The sequence below is a fragment of the Micromonospora sp. NPDC092111 genome, assembly GCF_044755745.1.
GTDB lineage: Bacteria > Actinomycetota > Actinomycetes > Mycobacteriales > Micromonosporaceae > Micromonospora.
This window is the reverse complement of sequence record NZ_JBIVRQ010000001.1, coordinates 493,699-513,706: the sequence shown is the minus strand read 5'-3', so window position 1 is coordinate 513,706 and position 20,008 is coordinate 493,699. Positions and strand designations below refer to the sequence as shown.

The following is a 20,008-nucleotide window of genomic DNA, read 5'->3' as shown; positions in this document are numbered from 1 at the left end:
GCCGGTGCGCGCGCCAATCCGTCGTCGACCGCCACGGATAGGATCCCATCAGCGGCACCCGGCAATGTCAACGCGTGCCAGAATATCGACGTGGCCCGCTTCCTGTTCGTCGTGCTGCCGGTGGTGTCCCACCTCAACGCCCCGCTCGCCATCGGCCAGGCACTCGAGGCCGCCGGGCACGAGGTGGCCTGGTGCGGACCCCGCAGCGACCTGCGCCCGCTCGTCGGCCCCGACGCGACGCTCTACCCGACCGGCAAGCGCTACTACCGTCCCGACGGGGAGTCGGGCATGGCCTCGGTGCGGAGCCTCTGGGAGGGGCACGTGCTGCCGGTCAACCGCTTCATCCGCGACGCCGCCGACCAGGCGGTCGCGCAGTACCGGCCCGATGTCGTCGTCGTCGACCAGTACGCGCTGGCCGGCGCGCTGGCCGCGCACCGGCACGGCGTGCGGTGGGCCACCCTGTGCGTCGGCGTCCTGGAGCTCACCCCGCCGACCCGGGAGATGCCCGAGTTCACCGACTGGGTACGGGCGCAGGTGGCCCGGGTGTGGGCGATGACCGACCTGCCGGTCGACGAGACGCTCGACCTGCGCTTCTCGCCGTACCTGGTGATCGGCCTCACCACCTCGGCGTTGACCGGCTCGGCGCCGATGCCGCAGCGGTGCGTGCTGACCGGGCCGGCGCTGGGCAGCCGCCCCAACGCGCCCGACTTCGCCTGGGACGCCTGGGATCCCGACCGCCGGCACGTCCTGGTCACCGTCGGGACCATGGCCGAGCACCTGGCCCGTGACTTCTACCAGCGGATGATGGCGGCGACGGCACCGCTCGCCGACCGGGTGCAGGTGGTGCTCACCGCCCCGCCGGAGCTGGTTCCCGACCCGCCGGCGCACGTGCTGGTCGCGCCCCGGGTGCCGGTGCTGGAGCTGATGCCGAGGCTGGACGCGGTGGTCTCCCACGGCGGGATGGGTACCATCTCCGAGGCGCTCGCCCACGGGGTCCCGGTGGTCGTCGCGCCGATCCGGCACGACCATCCGACCGTGGCCGGCCAGGTGACCGGGGCGGGGGCCGGTATCGAGGTCTCCTTCCGGTCGGCGACCCCGGCGGAGCTCACCGCGGCGGTGACCGCCGTCCTCGACGAGCCGGGCTACCGGGAGCAGGCCCGCCGCGTCGGCGACTCGTTCGCCGCGGCCGGTGGTGCCGGCGCGGCGGCGGCGCACCTCGCCGCACTGGCCGACGCCGGACAGCGCCGGGCCGCCACCGCCGACCGGTCGGGCGACGGATCGACCATTGTCCAATGCGTACGGCCAAACTAGCCTGACCTGACGCACCGCGCGGGCATGGCGTTGCCGGACAGCACCGACGCGGGCCCCGGCCCCGGCGTCGTCGCCGCACGAGGAGGCTCGATGATCGAGGCCACCGGCCTCCGCAAGTCCTACCGCGTGGGGCGCGGCCGTGGCGCCAGTACGGTCGAGGCGGTGCGGGGGGTGGACTTCGCCGTGGAACGCGGCGAGATCGTCGGGTTCCTCGGCCCTAACGGCGCGGGCAAGTCCACCACCCTGCGGATGCTGGCCACCCTGATCCGCCCCACCGGCGGCACGGCGACGATCGCGGGCGTCGACCTGCTGCGGGCGCCCGCGCAGGTGCGCCGGCGGATCGGGTTCGTGGCGCAGGCCAGCGGCACCTACGACGACTCGACCGCCCGGCGTGATCTGGTGCTGCAGGCGCGGCTGTACGGGGCCACGAAGGCCACCGCGCAGCGCCTCGCCGAGGCGGCCATCAGGGCGTTCCAGCTCGACGACTTCGCCGACCGCCGGATCAAGACGTACTCCGGTGGGCAGCGCCGGCGGCTCGACGTCGCGCTCGGCGTCATCCACTCGCCCCAGGTCATGTTCCTGGACGAGCCCACCGCGGGGCTGGACCCGCCCAGCCGGGTACGGATGTGGCAGGAGGTGCGGCGGCTGCGGTCGGAAGGCATGACGATCTTCCTCACCACGCACTACCTGGACGAGGCCGACGCCCTGTGCGACCGGATCTCCATCATCGACGCCGGGCTGATCGTCGCCGAGGGCACCCCGTCGGAGCTCAAGCGCGAGATCTCCGGTGACGTGGTCTCGATCGACCTCGCCGCGGCGGACGTCACCGACGGGCCGGCCGACGCAGGTCTCCCGGTCGCCACCAAGTTGCTGGCGGAACAGCCCTACGTGCACTCGTCGGAGGCCGTCGACGGGACCCTGCGGCTCTACGTGGACAGCGCCGCGACCGCGATCCCGCAGATCATGCGCACGCTGCTGGCCAGCGGCATCGAGCCCGGGGCGATCGAGGCCCGCCGGCCGAGCCTCGACGACGTCTTCCTGGCCAAGACCGGCCGCTCGCTCGAAGAGTGACCGGCCGTGCGAGAGGAGCCGCAGTGAAACTCGTCCGCGACACCTGGTTGATCTTCCAGCAGGAGGTCGGCCTGATGGCGCGCAACCCGGTGATGGTGGCGTTCAGCCTGGCCCAGCCGATCACCTACCTCATCCTCTTCGCCCCGTTCCTCAAGGTGGTGATGGTGGACCGGGGCGCCTCCTCCTACGCGGACGCCTACCGCATCTACGTGCCCGGCCTGTTCGTGGCCATGGGCCTGTTCGGCGGCCTGTTCGCCGGCTACGGGCTGCTCAGCGCCCTGCGCGCCGGCATCATCGACCGCTGCCGGGTGACGCCGGTCAGCCGTACCGGCCTGCTGCTGGGCCGGGCCCTGATGCACGTGTGCCTGAACGTGGTGCAGGCGGTCGTGATCACGATCGTGGCGCTGCCGTTCGGGCTGCGCGTACACCTGGGCAACCTGCTCATCTCGTACGCGCTGCTGGCGGTGATGGTGCTGCTGAGCACCTCGATCTCGTACGACATCGCGCTGCTGGTGCGCAACGAGAACAGTCTCGGGGTGCTGGTCAACACCGTGGGTCAACCGGTGTCGCTGCTGGCCGGCGTCCTCATCCCGCTCGTCCTCGCCCCGGTGTGGATCCAGCAGGTCGCGCTCTGGAACCCGTTCGCCTGGGCGACCAACGGCATGCGGGCGCTGTTCAACGGTCAGATCACCCAGCCGGTGGTCTGGCAGGGTGCGCTCATCATGATCGGGATGGCCGCGACCAGCCTCGTGTGGTCGTCGCACCTGTTCAACCGCGAGGTCTCGTGAGGCCGGCCGCGACGCCCCGACGCGCCACGGCCGGCATCAGGGCACGGTCGGGCGAAGGCCACCCCGGTCGGCATCGGGTCACGGTCGGGCGGAGACCAGCCGGGCCGGATATAGACCATTGTCTGGCAGTGGTCGGCGCTCTAGCCTGAGCGTGTCCCAGAACGGTGGCCGCGCCGGGGCGCGGCCGCCGGTGAGCGTGTCACGTGAGGAGACGACTCGTTGGGTGTCAACAACTTCCGGGCGACCCTGGCCGCGGACATGGAGCTGGGCGCCGGCAACGTGCTGCTCCGGCTGGCCGAGCACGGCGCCGACCTGGACGTGCCACGGGTGACGTTCGACGTGGACGTCGACGGGATCGCCGCCTGGACGCCGCTGTCGCTGGCCACGCTGACGACCCGGGTCGCCGCCCGGGCGGCCTGGTTCCGGCAGCGCGGCATCGGCTGGCGCGACCCGGTCGCGATCTATGTGACGTCCGCGCCCGACGTGTTCCTCAACTTCCTGGCCCTCAACCGGCTCGGGGCGATCCCGGCGCTGATGAACGGCAACATGCCGATCGAGCTGGCGGCCGAGTTCATCCGGCGGCTGCGCGGCGTCGGCGTGGTCGTCGACGCCGACCACGCCGCGCTGCGCGAGCACGACCTCGGGGTGCCGATCCTCGGCGACGCCACGGAGACCGGCACCGGCGATCCGGACCAGGCCCCGCCGCACCACCGCCACCACCCCGAGGATCCGGTCGTCATCACGCACTCGTCCGGCACCACCCGGGTGCCGGCCGCGATCGTCCACTCGCACCACGGTCTCTTCGCCGCCGTGCGGGCGGTCCGGCTGACCGAGTCCCGGCCCTACGGCGAGGTGCGTGAGCTCTCCGCCCTGCCGGCCGCGCACGCCGCCGGCATCATCACCCTCAACCAGGCCCTGTGCAACGGCTACGAGCTGCTCTACCTGTCGGCGCAGGGCGGCCCGTTCGAGCGCAGCGCCGAGACGATCCTCGACGCCATCGAACGGTGGCGCCCGACCGGGGTGTTCGGGTTCGCGGTGACCTGGTCGGAGCTGGCCCGTTTCGACCTGACCGCCCGGGACCTGAGTTCGGTGCGCAACTGGTTCAACACCGGTGACTGCGCCCACGAGTCACACGTCCGCCGGCTGGTCGCGGTCGGCAGTCACCCCACGTACACCCGGGACGGCATGGTCAACGTCCCCGGCTCCAAGTTCATCGACATGCTCGGCTCCACCGAGATGGGCCACGGTGCGTTCTGGATCAGCCACCGCCTCGGCAGCGACCACTACGACCGCTGCGTCGGCAAGCCGTATCCGTTCGCGGAGGTCGCCCTGCTGGATGTGACCACCGGCCAGGAGGTCGCGGAGGGACAGGTCGGGCACGTCGGGCTCAAGTCGCCGACGCTGGCGATCGGGTACTGGAACGACTCGGTCAACACCTTCCGCACCCGGCTCAACGGCTACTACCTGACCGGTGACCTGATGTACCGCGACCCGGACGGCAACTACCACCACGTCGACCGGGCCAGCGACGCGGTCGACCTGGGCGACGGCAACTGGCTGTACACCGCGCTGTCCGAGGAGCGCGTCCTGCGGCACTGCCCGGACGTGCGCGACTGCACCGTCATCGCGGCCCGGGAGGAGGACGGCAGCACCGTGACCGAGGTGCTGCTCCTGCTCGCCGAGGACGCCGACCCCGGGCTCGACCGGTCCGACCTGGTGCGCGCCGCGCTCGGCACGGCGGTCGCGGGGACGCTCCGGCGGGTGGTGACCGTCCCCGCCGACGGCGTGGTGATGGGGCCGACGGGCAAGGTCCGTAAGTTCCTGATGCGCCAACGGCTGCTGGCGGACGCGGGGGTGACCGGCGCGCCATGACCCGGCGCGCCATGACCCGGCGCGCCATGACCCGGCGGGACGGCACGGCGGTGGCCGGGCCGCGCCGATGCCGGCCCGGCGGATCGGCGGGCCGGCCCGTCCCCGGTGGCCGGGGTCCGCCCGCGTCAGGCGAGGTCGTACCGGTCCAGGTTCATCACCTTGACCCAGGCCGTGACGAAGTCCTGGACGAACTTCTCCTGGCCGTCGCCGCTGGCGTAGACCTCCGCGATGGCCCGTAGCTGTGAGTTCGCGCCGAAGACGAGGTCGACGGCGGTGGCGGTCCACCTGATCTCGCCGGTGGCGCGATCCCGACCCTCGAACACGTTCTCCGCCGAGGTCGCGGCCTGCCACTGGGTGCCGATGTCGAGCAGGTTCACGAAGAAGTCGTTGGTCAACGCCCCGGGCCGGTGGGTGAGGACGCCGTGTGGTGCCTGTCCCACGTTGGTGTCCAGGGCCCGCATGCCGCCGACCAGAGCCGTCATCTCGGGTGCGGTCAGCGTCAACAGGTTGGCCCGGTCCAGCAGCAGGGTCTCCGGCGACAACTTCTGGCCGGCCCGCAGGTAGTTGCGGAACCCGTCCGCCCCCGGTTCGAGCACGGCGAACGACTCCACGTCGGTCTGTTCCTGAGTGGCGTCCGTGCGTCCCGGTGCGAACGGGACCGCGACCTCACACCCGGCGTTCCTGGCCGCCTGCTCGACGGCCGCGCAGCCGCCCAGGACGATCAGGTCGGCGAGCGAGACCTTCTTCCCGCCGGATGACGGGCCGTTGAACTCCTGCTGGATCCGCTCCAGTTCCCGGAGCACCGTGGCGAGCGCGGTCGGCTCGTTGGCCTCCCAGTTCCGCTGCGGCTGGAGGCGGATCCGCGCCCCGTTGGCCCCGCCCCGCCGGTCGGTGCCGCGGTAGCTGGCCGCCGCCGCCCAGGCGGTCGAGGCCAGCCGGGAGATGGACAGCCCCGACGCGAGGAGCTGGCCCTTCAGGGCGGCGATGTCCGCCGCCCCGATCAGCTCGTGATCGACCGCCGGGACGGGATCCTGCCACAGTTGCGGCTCCGGGACCCAGGGGCCGAGGTAGCGGGAGACGGGTCCCATGTCCCGGTGCAGCAGCTTGTACCACGCCTTGGCGAAGGCCTCGCCGAGTTGGTCCGGGTTCGCCAGGAAGCGCCGTGCGATCTGCTCGTAGGCCGGGTCGGCGCGCAGCGCGAGGTCCGTGGTCGCCATCATCGGCGCGTGCCTGACCGAGGGGTCGTGGGCGTCGGGCACGGTGTCCGCCCCGGCACCGTCCTTCGGCCGCCACTGTTTCGCGCCGGCAGGGCTCTCGGCGAGCTCCCACTCGTAGCCGAAGAGCGTCTCGAAGTAGCTGTTGTCCCAGGTGACCGGGGTGGGTGTCCACGCACCCTCCAGTCCGCTGGTGATCGTGTCGCGGCCGTTGCCGGTGCCGTAGGTGTTGCGCCAGCCGAGGCCGTTCGCCTCGACCGGGCAGCCCTCCGGCTCGGGGCCCACGTACTCGGCGGAGGCGGCACCGTGGGTCTTGCCGAACGTGTGCCCTCCGGCGATGAGCGCGACGGTCTCCTCGTCGTTCATCGCCATCCGACGGAAGGTCTCGCGGATGTCCCGGGCGGAGGCCAGCGGGTCCGGGGTGCCGTTGGGCCCCTCCGGGTTCACGTAGATCAGCCCCATCTGCACCGCGCCGAGACGGCCGGCGAGTTCCCGGTCGCCGCTGTAGCGCTCGTCGCCGAGCCAGGTGTCCTCGGGCCCCCAGAAGATCTCCTCGGGCTCCCAGACGTCGTGCCGTCCGAAGCCGAAGCCGAAGGTGGTGCATCCCATCGACTCCAGGGCGCAGTTGCCGGCGAAGACGAGGAGGTCGGCCCAGGAGACCTTCCGCCCGTACTTCTGCTTGACCGGCCAGAGCAGTCTGCGGGCCTTGTCGAGGTTCGCGTTGTCGGGCCAGCTGTTGAGTGGGGCGAACCGCTGGGCGCCGTCGCCCCCACCGCCACGCCCGTCCTCGATCCGGTACGTGCCGGCGGAGTGCCAGCTCATCCGGATGAAGAACGGCCCGTAGTGGCCGTAGTCGGCCGGCCACCAGTCCTGCGACGCCGTCATCACCTCGAAGACGTCCCGCTTCAGTGCGTCGACGTCGAGGGTCTTGAACTCTTCCGCGTAGTCGAAGGATTCGCCCATCGGGTTCGCCCGGGGTGAGTGCTGATGGAGAACCTGAAGGTTCAGCTGATTCGGCCACCAGTCCTGGTTGGTCCTCGGTCGACTCGGTTTCGGAGTCGGGGAGGGGATTACGGGGTTCTCGCTCTCGGACACGTCGCTCCTTCTCCTGTCAACGGCCTGATGGGACACCTCGGGGCGGACGGGTCACGCCGGGCGCGGCCCCACGCAGCAGTAGATCGAGGTCCGAGTTGGCCTCGATGCGTATTATCACCCGGTGTGTTCTGGACCGCGTCAAGAATCCGGTTCGCCCGTCAGCGTGTCGGCGTGGAGCCGGGCGGTGGCGGGGCTGCCTTGGCTGCGGCGCGGTGGGACCGGGCCGCAACTTCGCACCAATGGTTTCCGGCGCGGCCACAGCCCACGGGCGATTCCCGTCCGGCAATTCGTTTCCCGAAATGCAGGTCAGCCTTCCGGCGTACCGACCCCCGGGCAACGTAACACCCGACTGTCGGAATTTTGCCGACGAGCGTCCAAAAATCGCAAGTCCCGAACTGGTTCTTGCGGTACCTTGCCCGGACACATACCGTCACAACGGTCAATCGGTGTGACGCGGCGCGGGGGTGCGTATGAGCGGCCATAGCGGTCGGGGAGAAACGCGTGAAATTCCTGTCGACTCCCTGGCCCCGGGGGACTCCCCCCGCCTCAGCGGCGAGGACGCGGAGCACGCCCGGCTGCTGGCGGAGTCCGACAACCCGCTGCCACCGATCCTGGTGCACCGCGCCACCATGCGGGTGGTCGACGGCGCGCACCGGCTCCGCGCGGCCATGCTCCGCGGCGAGGAGACGATCGCCGTCGAGTTCTTCGACGGCGACGAGCGGGACGCCTTCGTCGCGGCGGTCCGGGCGAACGTGGGACACGGACTCCCGCTGACCCTCGCCGACCGGGAGGCCGCCGCGGCTCGGATCGTCACCTCGCACCCGCATCACTCGGACCGGGCGATCGCCGCGATCAGCGGGCTGGCGGCCAAGACCGTCGCCGCGATCCGGCGGCGCACCGGCGCGGGCAAGGAGCAGGTCACGGCGCGGATCGGTCGGGACGGCCGGGTCCGGCCGTTGAGCAGCGCCGAGGCCCGACGGGTCGCGAGCGAGACCATCGCCCGGCACCCGCAGGCGTCGCTGCGGGCGGTGGCCCGGCTGGCGGGACTGTCACCCGCGACGGTCCGGGACGTCCGCGACCGGCTGGCGCGGGGCGACGATCCGGTGCCGACCGGTCAGCGCGAGGAGGGCGGCGGGCGGATACCTGGGCGTCGGCGCACCGGACCGCAGCGGCACCGCACCGGCACCGAGAACCGGGTCGGCCGCCCCGGCGGCGGTACCGGACGTGACCGGGCGACGCTGCTGCGTAACCTGAACCGGGACCCGTCGCTGCGGTTCAGCGAGTCGGGCCGGAACCTGCTGCGGTGGATGTTCTCCCGGGCCAGTGGGCCTGAGGGGTGGGAGCAGGTGGTCGAGCGGATGCCGTCACACTGCGCGTACGTGGTGGCCGAGGTGGCGCGCGGCTGTGCCGAGGAATGGCTCGCCTTCGCCGACCGGCTGGAACGGCGGATGCGCAACACCGGTTGACCGGACGGGCGCTGCCTCATCGCCGAGGGCCGGGCAAGGAATTCCGGACCCGCCTCGATCAGCCTCGGGGAGCCTCGGCGGTCACCCGCGTCCCCCGTCCAGGGTGGTCGGCCGTCCGGCGCATCGCGGTCACGGTCGCCGCCGGCGGGGGCGGGGCAGGTCCGCGACGCTCAGGAGCCGCTGCTTCAGCGCGGCGAGCAGGTCGGCGACGTCGGCCACGGCGTACCGCGCCGGGTCGTGCCAGCACTCGATCGTCAACACGTCGACGCCGTGGCCGAGCATGAAGTGCAGTCCCGCCTCCTCCGCCACTCCACCCGAGTCGGGGCGGCCGGTGAGCCAGGCCGGTCCGAGCCGTACCGGTGGACCCGGGGTGAACGCGTTCACCGTCACCACGGCGGGCCGGTGGTCGGTGATCGTCCGCTCCGGCTCCACCCGCCGCAGCACCAGGGGGTACGGGACGCCCTGGTGCGGTAGCTGCCGCAACCACGTCTCACGGACCTCGGCGAGCAGGCTGGCGAAGTCGAGCGGGTCGGCGTGCCGCAGGCGTACCAGCACCATGTTCGCGAACCAGCCGACGGTCCGGAGGTGGGGCGGCCGGCGTCCGTGCGTCAGCACCCGGAACGTCATGTCCCGCTCGCCCGAGGACTCCGCCAGCACCGCCGCCACCGCCGCCAGGTAGGCCATGAAGACGGTGACCCGGTGGGCGGCCGAGGCCGACACGAGCGACCGCTGTTCGCCCTCGTCGAACTCGATCCGGGTCGAGGTCCGTCGGCCGGAGAGCGGACCGGCGGGGTCGAGGCAGAACGTGGGTACGACGGGCCGGTTGAGCGCGGTACCGGCCAGGTGTTGCCGCCAGTAGGCCAGCGAGGGGGAGTCGCCGCCGCCGTACCGGGCGTGCTGTTCTTCGGCGAACGCGCCGTACGAGTCGGGTCCGGCCGGGTCCGGCGTCCGGGCGGTACCGGTGGCGAGGTCGGTCAGGACGATGTCGAGCGAACTCGCGTCCATCACCAGGTGGTCGAAGGCGAGCGCGAGCACCTGGTGTCCGTCGGTGCGGGTGAGGAGCTGAGCGGTCCACAGTGGCCCCCGGCGGCGGTCCCGGAACCGGTCGGCCTCCGCAGTGACCTGGGCGTCGACCTGGTCGGCGGTGAGCCCGGTCCGGACGATCAGCTCCGGGGTCACCTCCTCGGGCACCAGCATCGCGGTGCCGTCCGGCGTCAGATGCCCCCGTAGTGCCGGATGCGCCCGCATGAGCCGGTCCAGCGCCCCGCGCAGCCGCTCCGCGTCCAGGTGACCGGCCACCTCGAAACTGGCGTTGACATTGAAGGGAACGGGTCCGTGGATCCGGTCGCGGGCGAGCCGGGCACTTTGCGCGTACGACAGCGGCCATCGCTGCGTTCCGCCCGTCATTCGACCCCCCATATAATGCTCGCGCCCGTACGTGCGGGCAGGTTATCCGAGCATTCGTCACGGCGGAAGGAATGCGGTATGGCCGAGTTCGATGCGCTGGTGGTCGGCGGGGTGGGCGTCGATACCATCGTCCGGGTTCCGCACCTCGAAATTCCACCCGGCGACAACTACGTCGTACCGCCGATCCTGGACTACGTCGCACATTCGGGTAATGGTGTGGCGCTCGGCTTCCACGCGCTCGGGCTGCGGACGAAGTTCGTCGACTTCCTCGGTGACGACGCCCAGGGCGCGCAGGTGCTGGCCCGGTACGCCGAGGTCGGGCTGGACTTCGCCCACCTGCCCGCGCCGTCCGGCACACCCCGCAGCGTCAACCTCGTCGACCACCAGGGCCGCAGGTTCTCCTTCTACGACCCGCGCCACCCGGCCGACCTGCACCTGCCGCCGGACTTCTACCTGCCCTTCCTGACCCGCGCCCGGCATGTGCACGTCGCCGCGGGGCGGGGGTTCGGGGCGTTCGCCGATGCCCGGCGACGGGGTGTCACCACCTCCACCGACATCCACGCGTGGGACGGGGTGGCGTCCGGCCCGCTGCTGCACGCCCGCGAGGCCGACTTGGTCTTCCTCAGCTCGGCTGCGGCGCCCCAGAAGATCGACGACCTGATGAGCGCCATCCTCGACGCGGGCCGGACCGAGGTGGTCGTGGCGACCGAGGGCGCGGCCGGCTGCCGCGTGCTGACCCGGGCCGAACCCCGGGTACGCCGGTTCCCGGCGGTGCCGCCGGAGCGTCCGGTGGTCGACAGCAACGGTGCCGGCGACGCGTTCAGCACGGCGTTCATGAGCCGATGGTTCGCCGGACGGCCGGTGGAAGAGTGCGCGCTCGCCGGCGCGGTCTCCGGCGCGTACGCCTGCGGCGCGGCGGGCACCCACGAAGAGTTGATCTCCGCCGCGCAGTTGGAGGAAGCCGTCGCGCGGGCGGCGCAGAGCCCGCAGTGGCGGGCCGGCCGGCTCTAGGGGAAACTCGCTGCCGCACCAGGACGTGCGGGAAATCCGCGGGCCGGCGAGCGGCACGAACGCACTCCGGCCGTCGGCGGTGCGCCGGGTCGACGGCGGACCGGCCGGGCCGGCGGACCGGGGCAGACCCGGCCCGCCGGCCCGCTGTCCGCAGCCGCAACAGGATCACGCCGGCGTGGCGTTGGTCAGCTCGGCGAGCTGCTCGTCGTTGAGCCGCACCGCCGCCGCGCCGCAGTTCTCCGCCAGGTGGTCCAGGGTGGTCGTACCCGGGATCGGCACGACCACCGGCGAGCGTTGCAGCAGCCAGGCCAGCGCGACCTGTGACGGCGTCGCGCCCAGCGCCTCGGCCAGCGTGACCAGGCCGCCCTCCGCACGGGCCAGTACGCCCTTGCCCAGCGGGAACCACGGGATGAAGCAGATCGACTCGCGGTCGCAGTAGCCGAGCACCTCCTCCGAGCGGCGCTCGGTCAGGTTGTAGAGGTTCTGCACCGAGGCGATCGGTGTGACGGCCCGGGACGCCTCGATCTCGGCCACGGTCACCTCCGACAGGCCGATGTGGCGGATCTTCCCCTCGTCCCGCAGCGCGGCCAGCTCGCCGAGCTGGTCGGCGAGGGGTACGTGCGGGTCGATGGTGTGTAGCTGGTACAGGTCGATGCAGTCCAGGCCGAGCCGGCGCAGGCTCATCTCCACGCACTGGCGCAGGTACTCCGGTCGACCCACCGGCACCCAGACGCCCGGACCGGGTCGCACCACGCCACCCTTGGTCGCGATGGTCACGTCCCGGTACGGGTGCAGCGCCCGCCGGATCAGGTCCTCGCTGACGTACGGGCCGTAGCAGTCGGCCGTGTCGATGAAGGTGACGCCGAGTTCGACGGCGCGGCGCAGCACGGCGACGGCGTTCTCCGGGTCGGCCGGCAGCTCCCAGATGCCGGGCCCGGAGAGCCGCATCGCGCCGTAGCCGAGCCGGGTCACCGGCAGGTCGCCGCCGATCGCGAACGTGCCGCTGGCCCGGGCCGGTCGCGTGGTGGAGGTGGTCATCTGATGGGTCCCTTCACTGGTCGGACTGGCGGTAGCGGGTCGGGCCGGCGCTGGCCCGGCGGATCGGTCGTCGTGGCGAGGCCGAGCAGCCAGGCGCGGCACGCCGCGGGGCTGTCGACCACCACGTCCGCGAGCCGCTCGGTGTCGGGGTGCGCGCCGGGGGTACGGACGTGTGCGCAGCCGGCCAGCGCCAGCGTGCCCCGGCGGGCGAGCGCCCGCGCGGCGCGGAACATCGGCCCGTCGCCGTGGTCGTCCCCGGCGACCGCCAGTCGCCGGGGACGGAACCGGCGGACCAGGTCGAGTACCGCGTCGCCCTTGTCCGGCAGCGACGGTGGCCGCAACTCGGTCCAGCCCCGTCCCGGCACCTGCCGCAGGCCGGCGTCGCGGGCCCGGGTGGTCACGGCGGCGAGCGCGTGGGCCGCCGTGTCGGGCGGGTATCCCGGATGGTGGATGGTCAGCATGAGCTGCTTGTCCTCCACCTGCATCCCGGCCGGGCAGGAGTCCCGCAGCTCGGCGGCGAGGGCGGCGAGCGCGCCGGTCACCGCGTCCGGTACCGGATGCCGCACCGGCACCGGCGAGTACGGCGCCAGCGACTCGGCGCCGTGCAGCCCGACCACCCAGGTCGGTGCGCCGAGCACCCGGCGGGCGCTCTGCGCCCGCCGGCCGGTGACGCAGACGAACGTCACGGCGGGGGCCGCGCCGAGCCGGCGGCAGAAGTCGGGTAGCTGGTCGCGTTCGGTCTGCCAGTCGGGGGCGGTCGAGGTCGGGGGGATCAGGGTGCCGTCGAGGTCGGCGGCGATCAGCAGATCCACCGTCGGGTAGCGGAGCAGCGCGCCGGGGCGCTCATCCCCGGTCATCCCGGGGTGGCGGTCACCGGGCGGTCGAGCAGCCGTAGCTGCCGTCCGGCCCAGACCGAGAGGGCGATGTGGGCGCCGGCGTCCCGCATCCGCGCCGCGCGGGCCGCCCGCTCGGCGGCCGGCATGTCGATCGCCTCGTTGATCGCCGTGGCTAGGTCGATGAGGTCGAACGGGTTCACCAGCAGGGCGTCCGCGCCGAGGACCTCGCTCGCCCCGCAGGTCGGCGTGATCACCAGGACCGGATCGCGCTCGCCGATCGCCGAGCACTCGAACGCGGTCAGGTTCTGCCCGTCGATGACCGAGTTGACCAGCACCACGTCCGCCCGGGCCAGACAGCCCAGGGTCAGCCGCCGGTCATCGTCGACGAGCAGGCGGACCCGTTCCTCGCCGAGCCGGTCGTTGGCCTCGGCGACGGCGCGTACCACCCGGTCGCGGTAGTCGGCGTTGGCGGCGATGCCGAGCCGGTGCGGCTGGAGCCGTACCAGCAGCCGGGCGTCGGCGGACCGCCGCTGCGCCATCGCGTGCGCGAACCCGGCGACCGCCCGGTCGGCGTTCTTGATCGGGTCGGTCCGGCCGGCGTGCACCACCAGCGGCCGGTCGCCGGCCCACCCGGCCAGCTCCGCCGGCCACCGTGGCGACAGGCCGGTCAGCGCATCGGTGCTGTAGCTGAGCGGCTCGACCGCGACCCGGGTCAGCCGTCCGGCGTGTGCGACGGTGGCGTTGACGTGGTCGACCCGGGCATCCGGTACCAACTCCTCGACGCTGCGCAGGAACTGCCGCCGCCACCGGTCGGCGAAGAACGCGACCACGTCCGCCGCGAGGACCCCGGCGATCAGGTCGTCGACGGCGGTGGTGGGCAGCATCGCCAGCCCGTCCGGGTGGGGCCAGGCGATGTGGTGGAAGTAGAGGATCCGGGCGTCGGGGTCGGCATCGCGCAGCCGTCGCGGCACCAGGCTGAGCTGGTAGTCCTGCACGAGGTAGACGGCGCCGGGGCGGCCGGCCCGGCGCAGCAGCGCCGCCGCGATGTCCCCGTTGAGCGCGTGCAGGGACTCCCAGGCCAGCCGGCTCCCGGTGTCGAACGTCGGCTCGGTCGCCCCGTTCCACAATCCGTGCATCGAGTGCCAGAGCAGCTCGGTGACGTGCCCGTAGCGTTGCGGAGAGAGCGTCTCCGGGGCGTGCCGGACCAGGTGCAGGCTGATGTCACGGCCCCCGGCGGAGCGGACGGTGAGGCCGTCCGGGTGGCGGCGGGTCAGCTCGATGTCGGCCTCCGTCGCGGCGCTGGCGACCACGGTGACCGCGAAGCCGCTCGCGATGTCGCCGGCGACGCTGCCGGTACTGCCGTTGAGCCGGGCCACCACCTCGCCGTCGACCAGTTCGTGCGCGACCGGGGCAGCCTTGGCGGCGACGAGCACCGGCGGTTCGTCGATGGGCATGGACACGCTCCTCACTCAGTAACCCGACCGGTCGGTCTCGACCCGCTCGCCGTCGAGGACGATGCTGTCCGTCACCGACACCCCGTCGGCGACGGAACCGCCCGGGAGGACGACGCTGCGACGGACGGTGGCGCCGACGCCGATCCGGACCCCGGGATAGAGGACCGACTCCTCGACCGAGCCCTCGTTGCGCAGGTCCGTCGGGTGGAGGCTGTCGCGCAGCCCCGGTCCGGCCGACCCGGTCGAACGGACCAGCTCCGGTGCCAGGGTGCGCGGCATCCGCTCCGGCCGCATGGTCGGCTCCGGACCGAGCAGCCGCAGGTGCGCCCGGTGGTAGCGGTCGACGGTGCCGATGTCCTCCCAGTAGTCCCGCACCGGGTACCCGGCGATCCGCTCGCCGGCGGCCAGCATCGCGGGGATGACGTCGCGGCTGAGGTCGTAGCGCCAGTCGGTGGTCCGTAGCTTGCTCAGGTACCGGTCCAGCACCGACTGGTCGAAGAGGCAGAAGGCGCTGAACACGAGGTTGCTGGTCGGCTCCGCGGGCTTCTCCACGAACGTGGTGAGCCAGCCGTCGGAGTCGAAATCCACCATCCCGAAGAGTTTGACGTACTCGGGCAGGATCTCCTGGTAGCCGATGGTCAGGGCGGCGGCGGTGGACCGGTGGTGGGCCAGCATCGGCCGGTAGTCGTAGTGGTAGACGTGGTCGGCGTGCAGCACCAGCACGTCCCGGTAGCGGTCGGTGAAGATGAACTCGGCATTGGCCAGCAGTGCCTCGGCGGTGCCGCGCTCGGGCGGGCGCGGGGCGAGCGCGGCGAGGTCGCGGCCCGACCGGACGTCGCGGTCGTGCGGGCCGAGGTGGATGTGCAGTCGGTCCGGCAGCTCCCAGGTCGACCGCAGGTAGTCGATCAGGCGGTGTTCGTTGAAGTGCGACAGCAGGAGCACCTCGGTCAGCCCGGAGTGCAGCGCGTTGGCGATGCTGAAGTCGATGAGGTGGCACTGTCCGCCGAAGGGCACCAGCGGCTTCGGCCGCTGGCCCGTCAGCCGGCCCATCCGCTCGCCCCGACCGCCGGCGAGCAGCACCGCGCGGACGTCGTCCATCCCGGTCACCACGTCCTCCCCGCTCGTCACCACGTCCTCCCCTGCGGCGTGCCGGCCGGCAGCAGCGAGCCCAGCAGCGCCAGGCTCTGGGCGAGGCTCTGCTCCCTGGGCAGCAGGACGTCCTCGTGCTCCACGTACACCACCCCGGTGAACCCCTCGTCGAGCAGCGCCGCGACGATGGCCGGCCAGTCGAGTTCGCCGCAGCCGAGCGCCCGGAACCGGATCGGCGGCTGTGGGCCGTACCGGCTCCACCCGGCTCCCGGCGGCGGGCCGGCGTGGCCGGAGCGCTGTAGGTCCTTGGCGTGTACCGCGTACATCCGGGCTCCCCAGCCGGTGACGGCGGCGACCGGGTCGTGGCCCATCGCGGCCAGGTTCGCCGGATCGACGCAGAGGTCGATCAGCCCCGCGTCCGGGTGCGCGGCGTACAGCACCGCGGCGCTGCTGACCCGGTCGTAGACGATCTGCCTGGGGTGCGGCTCCAGCAGGAGGCGCAGGCCGCTGTCGCGTGCGGCCGCCAGCACCGGCTCGGCGTGGGTGAAGAACTCGGCGACGTTCCGGTCCCAGCCGCCGGGGTCGCCCGGCCAGGAGAGCCAGCGGGCGAAGTCGGGGCAACCGACCAGCAGCCGGACGGCCGGCGCGCCGATCCGTTCCGCGAGCCGGATCGACCCGAGGGCGCAGGCGACGGCGTGTGCGCGCTTGCCCGCCGGCGTACCGGTGGCGACCGGATCGGTGTGCGGGCCGTGTGGCCCGAGCAGGAGCTGGGCGTCGCGGCTGTTGCTCACGCAGCCGACCCGGGCGTCGGCCAGCGTCTTCGCCACCTCGTCGAGGTAGCCCCGGTCATCCAGGCAGCGGCGTGGGTCGATCAGCCCCAGTGGCGTGTCGGTCGGCACGTCGAGCCAGAGGTCGCCGAGGTCCGCGCTCACCCGCAGCGCGCCGCGCAGGCCGAGGGGGGAGTGGGCGGCAAGGCAGACGCCGAGCTGGATGCCGGCCGTGCTCACGGGCGTACCAGCCGGGCGTACGGGCGCAGCGCGGCCGGCAGGACGAGCCGGTCGCCGGTACCGACGACGTGTCGCAGCGCGTCGGCCACCGTGCTGACCGTGTCGGAGATGAGTTGCACTCTGTCGACCCCTTTCGTGACGAGCCGGTCGCGCAGCAGGGCGAAGAACTCGGGGCAGCCGGTCAGCACCCCGCCGAGGGCGGCCACCGCGTACCCGGGTGGCAGGGCGAGCCGCTTGGCCACGGTGCGTACCCCGAGCGCCAGTTCGTCGACGGCGGCCTCGACCAGCCCGGTGGCGACCGCGTCGTCGGCCAGCCACGCCCGGCAGACCGTCGGGGCGAGTGCGGCCAGGTGCCGCTTCGGGAAGGGCCTGCCGGCCAGCTCCCGGGCCAGCTCGGTGACGGGGCGGCCGGCCCGGGTTTCGAGCGCCGCCAGCAGGCCGGTGGCCGGCCCACGGCCGTCGGCCGCGCGGACCGCGGCGCGCAGTCCGCGCCAGCCGAGGTCGAAGGCGCTGCCCTCGTCGCTGCCGAGGTACTCGCAGCCACCGGCCCGCCGGGTGTGCCCGTCGCGGTGCGCGCCGAGGAACCCCGACCCGGTGCCGCAGACCACGGCCACGCCGGTGCCGGCCAGCGCCGGTGGCCCCCAGAGCATCGGCACGAGGTCGTTGGAGAGCACCAGGTCGACGTGGTGCCGGGCGGCGGCACGCCGGACCCGGGCGGACTCGCTGCCCAGGCTGTGCTCGTCGGTGGCCGCGCTCGCCAGCCAGCCCACGCCGGGACCGGTGCCGATCCGGTCGCGGACGTCGGTGAGGATCTGGGCCAGTACGGCGTCGGCCTCGGCGGCCGAGATGGCGGCGCGGTTGATGGTCGGGTACTCGGCGACCCGTGGCGGGCCGTCCACCGGCTCGACCCGTACCCGGGTTCGGGTGCCGCCCGCGTCGATGGCGAACCGGCCGGAGGTGGCGGTCACGGTGCCGCCGCGCCGGCGGTCGCCGACACCATGCGTCGCAGCCCGGCGGCCGGCGTCGCGGGCGGCCAGTGCCCGGGCAACAGGGGGCGGAAGTCGGTGCAGGCGAGGCTGGAGTAGCGGGGCCGGGAGGCCCACGGGGTGTCGCGGCGCAGGCAGGGGCGGACCAGCTCGGGATCGGCGCCGGCGGCGGCGTAGGCCAGGCGCGCGAACTCGTACCGGCTCAGCTCCTGGGGCCCGGCCAGGTGTGCCACGGCCCCGGCTCCGGCCACCGGCCCGGCCCCGGCCGGCATCGTGAGGCGCGCCGCGACGACGCGGGCGACGTCGTCGATGTGGATCGGCGTGAACGACTGGTCGACGGGGGCCGGGAACGGGGCACCGGCCGCTGCGGCGGCGAGGCAGCGCTGGGCGTACGTCGCCCGGTACCCGGCGTCGGCGTGCCCGTAGACGAGACTGACCCGCAGCACGCGGCCTCCGCCGGCGAGCACGATCCGCTCGGCCTCCGCCTTCAGCCGGCCGTACGCGTTGTGCGGCGTCACCGGATCGGTGGGCCGCATCAGGCCGCGCTCCCCGGAGAAGACATTGTCGGTGGAGATGAGCAGGGTCGGGACGCCGGAGTCGGCGGCGAGCCGGGCCACCCCGCAGTGGATCCGGGCGGCCCGCTCCTCGTTCTCCTCCATCCAGCTCACGTCGCTCGGTCCGTGGGTGAGGACGATCCGGCGCGGCCCGATCCGCTCCAGGTCGGCGCGGAGCGCGGCCTGGCCCGCCGGCAGGTCGAGGTCGTGCCGCAGGTGGGTGCTGTCCGACGGTGGCGGACCGGGGGCGCGGGCCGGTGCCGAGCGGGCGACCGTCACCGGTGCCTGCCCCCGCTCGCGCAGCTCGTGACAGACCGCGCCGCCGATCAGGCCGCGCCCGACCACGATGATCATCGTGGGGATCCGGCGAACTCGCCGAGCGCGAGGTGGATCTCCCCGTCGGCCACGTCGTCGGCGATGACGACCTCGCCGAGCGCCGTCGGCAGCACGAACCGCAGGTTGCCGTCACGGATCTTGCGGATCTGGCCCAGCGCCGCGATCAGGGCCGCCGGGTCGACCTCGACGGCGAGCTCCGCCGGGCTGGTGGGGAGCCCGATCTGGGCCAGCAGGTCGACGAAGCGCCGCAGACCCTCCCGGTCGAGCAGGCCGCGTCGCTCGGCGATCCGCGCGGCGGTGACGATGCCGACGGCGACGGCCTCGCCGTGCAGTACCGGACCGTAGCCGGTGACGGTCTCCACCGCGTGCCCGACGGTGTGCCCCAGGTTGAGCGGGCGGGCGAGGTCCAGCTCGTACGGGTCCCGCTCGATGAGCTGGCACTTGACCGCGCTGGCGCCGTGGACGAGCCGGCGCAGGGTCTCCGGGTCGCGCGCCAGGATCTGCTCCCGTTCGCTCTCGATCAGCTCGAAGAGTCCGGGCGAGGCGATGATGCCCTTCTTGACGGCCTCCGCCAGGCCGGCGCGCAGTTGCCGGTCGTCCAGGGTGTCCAGGTAGCCGATGTTGGTGACCACCGCCTTCGGTTGGTAGAAGGCCCCGATCAGGTTCTTGGCGCTGTCGTGGTCGACGGCGACCTTGCCGCCCAGCGCCGCGTCGACGTCGGCCAGCAGGGTGGTCGGCACGTTAATGTACGGGACGCCGCGCATGTACGCGCTGGCCACCCAGCCGACCGTGTCGATCACCACGCCGCCGCCCACGGCGACCACGACGTCGCGGCGCTGCACCTCGCCGGCGGCCAACCAGTCGAGCAGCCCACTGGCGGTGGCCATGCTCTTGCTGGCCTCGCCGGGCGGAAAGGACGTCATCGACACGGCGACCCCACGGGCCGCGAGCCGGTCGGCCAACCGCTGGGCGTGCCGGGCGGCGACGACGTCGTCGGTGACGATCGCGGCGCGCCGACCGCCCACCTCGTCCACGAGGCGGTCGAGCGCCTCTGCTTCGTCGCGAACGATATGCACCGGATACCAGTCGGACCGGACCGCCGTACTCAACAACGGGCCGGCGGCGGCGTCCGGAATGGTGAGGCGATCGGACACGAAGTGGTATCCACGTGCTCGACCTGCCATGCGTGAGCCCCCCGTACCTACGCCAGAAGAAATGCGGAAAAGACACGGCCAGAATCGTCGGCCGTTAGCGGTGGAGCGGACGGCGTCCCGGTTGGCCCGCGTTCGTCAGGCCATGGTTTCCAGCGCCCCATGACATGTCAATGCCTCGATCGGCGTCGCTGTCGGCCGGTCGGGCCGGCGCCGATAATTGCCCGGTGCGATTGGCCGTCCCGAAATGGATCTGTCGCCTCGGCGGCGACGTGTCCCGGACGATCGGCGAGGACGGGTCAACGCGCTCGCGGACGCACCA

16 protein-coding genes are annotated in these 20,008 nt (G+C 73.0%); 6 read left to right on the top strand and 10 right to left on the bottom strand.

Annotated features, from left to right (window positions below; translation table 11 throughout):
• Nucleotides 1-90: 90 nt before the first annotated feature.
• The 4 genes from ACIQG9_RS02125 to ACIQG9_RS02110 all read left to right on the top strand — a co-directional run bounded on the left by ACIQG9_RS02125 (nt 91) and on the right by ACIQG9_RS02110 (nt 5,042).
• Entirely contained in the window at nt 91-1,311 is a 1,221-nt protein-coding gene (locus ACIQG9_RS02125) for a glycosyltransferase (protein WP_400397510.1), read from the top strand.
• Nucleotides 1,312-1,401: 90 nt separating this feature from the next.
• Nucleotides 1,402-2,382: an ATP-binding cassette domain-containing protein gene (locus ACIQG9_RS02120; protein WP_400397507.1), complete on the top strand. Its 981-nt coding sequence runs from the start codon at nt 1,402-1,404 to the stop codon at nt 2,380-2,382.
• A gap of 23 nt (nt 2,383-2,405) precedes the next feature.
• Nucleotides 2,406-3,170: an ABC transporter permease gene (locus ACIQG9_RS02115; protein ID WP_400397504.1), complete on the top strand. Its 765-nt coding sequence runs from the start codon at nt 2,406-2,408 to the stop codon at nt 3,168-3,170.
• 219 nt (nt 3,171-3,389) lie between these two features.
• Nucleotides 3,390-5,042, top strand: coding sequence for a class I adenylate-forming enzyme family protein (locus ACIQG9_RS02110; RefSeq protein WP_400397501.1), 1,653 nt, complete (start codon nt 3,390-3,392; stop codon nt 5,040-5,042).
• Between the two features lie 125 nt (nt 5,043-5,167).
• Here ACIQG9_RS02110 and katG read toward each other — a convergent pair whose 3' ends face one another.
• The gene (gene katG, locus ACIQG9_RS02105; RefSeq protein ID WP_400397498.1) at nt 5,168-7,387 is read right to left on the bottom strand and encodes a catalase/peroxidase HPI; all 2,220 of its coding nucleotides are present in this window, start codon (nt 7,385-7,387) and stop codon (nt 5,168-5,170) included.
• Nucleotides 7,388-7,821: 434 nt separating this feature from the next.
• On the opposite strand from katG, the gene ACIQG9_RS02100 reads away from it, so the two are divergent.
• Entirely contained in the window at nt 7,822-8,817 is a 996-nt protein-coding gene (locus ACIQG9_RS02100; protein WP_400397495.1) for a ParB/RepB/Spo0J family partition protein, read from the top strand.
• A gap of 129 nt (nt 8,818-8,946) precedes the next feature.
• Here the strand turns inward: ACIQG9_RS02100 and ACIQG9_RS02095 are convergent, their stop codons facing one another.
• On the bottom strand, nt 8,947-10,224 hold the full coding sequence (locus tag ACIQG9_RS02095) for a condensation domain-containing protein (protein ID WP_400397492.1): 1,278 nt from the start codon (nt 10,222-10,224) through the stop codon (nt 8,947-8,949).
• Between the two features lie 78 nt (nt 10,225-10,302).
• On the opposite strand from ACIQG9_RS02095, the gene ACIQG9_RS02090 reads away from it, so the two are divergent.
• Nucleotides 10,303-11,235 (top strand): carbohydrate kinase family protein, encoded by a 933-nt coding sequence (locus ACIQG9_RS02090; RefSeq protein WP_400397489.1) that lies wholly within the window; start codon nt 10,303-10,305, stop codon nt 11,233-11,235.
• 165 nt (nt 11,236-11,400) lie between these two features.
• On the opposite strand, the gene ACIQG9_RS02085 is transcribed toward ACIQG9_RS02090, so the two are convergent.
• Genes ACIQG9_RS02085 through aroB form a run of 8 tightly spaced genes read right to left on the bottom strand, consistent with a single transcriptional unit; the run spans nt 11,401 to nt 19,689 of the window.
• A complete protein-coding gene (locus ACIQG9_RS02085; protein ID WP_400397486.1) occupies nt 11,401-12,273 on the bottom strand; it encodes an aldo/keto reductase in 873 nt (290 codons plus the stop codon).
• A complete protein-coding gene (locus tag ACIQG9_RS02080; protein WP_400397483.1) occupies nt 12,270-13,130 on the bottom strand; it encodes a trehalose-phosphatase in 861 nt (286 codons plus the stop codon). Before ACIQG9_RS02080 ends, ACIQG9_RS02085 begins: the two co-directional genes overlap by 4 nt.
• Entirely contained in the window at nt 13,127-14,563 is a 1,437-nt protein-coding gene (locus tag ACIQG9_RS02075; protein WP_400397481.1) for a trehalose-6-phosphate synthase, read from the bottom strand. Before ACIQG9_RS02075 ends, ACIQG9_RS02080 begins: the two co-directional genes overlap by 4 nt.
• Before the next feature lie 15 nt (nt 14,564-14,578).
• Nucleotides 14,579-15,691 (bottom strand): sugar phosphate nucleotidyltransferase, encoded by a 1,113-nt coding sequence (locus ACIQG9_RS02070; protein WP_400397478.1) that lies wholly within the window; start codon nt 15,689-15,691, stop codon nt 14,579-14,581.
• A complete protein-coding gene (locus ACIQG9_RS02065) occupies nt 15,688-16,659 on the bottom strand; it encodes a sugar phosphate isomerase/epimerase family protein (protein WP_400397475.1) in 972 nt (323 codons plus the stop codon). Before ACIQG9_RS02065 ends, ACIQG9_RS02070 begins: the two co-directional genes overlap by 4 nt.
• On the bottom strand, nt 16,656-17,627 hold the full coding sequence (locus tag ACIQG9_RS02060; protein WP_400397472.1) for an N-acetylglucosamine kinase: 972 nt from the start codon (nt 17,625-17,627) through the stop codon (nt 16,656-16,658). Before ACIQG9_RS02060 ends, ACIQG9_RS02065 begins: the two co-directional genes overlap by 4 nt.
• Nucleotides 17,624-18,553, bottom strand: coding sequence for a sugar nucleotide-binding protein (locus ACIQG9_RS02055; RefSeq protein ID WP_400397469.1), 930 nt, complete (start codon nt 18,551-18,553; stop codon nt 17,624-17,626). Before ACIQG9_RS02055 ends, ACIQG9_RS02060 begins: the two co-directional genes overlap by 4 nt.
• A complete protein-coding gene (gene aroB, locus ACIQG9_RS02050) occupies nt 18,550-19,689 on the bottom strand; it encodes a 3-dehydroquinate synthase (RefSeq protein WP_400397467.1) in 1,140 nt (379 codons plus the stop codon). The genes ACIQG9_RS02055 and aroB overlap by 4 nt, the downstream gene beginning before the upstream one ends.
• Between the last annotated feature and the right edge of the window lie 319 nt (nt 19,690-20,008).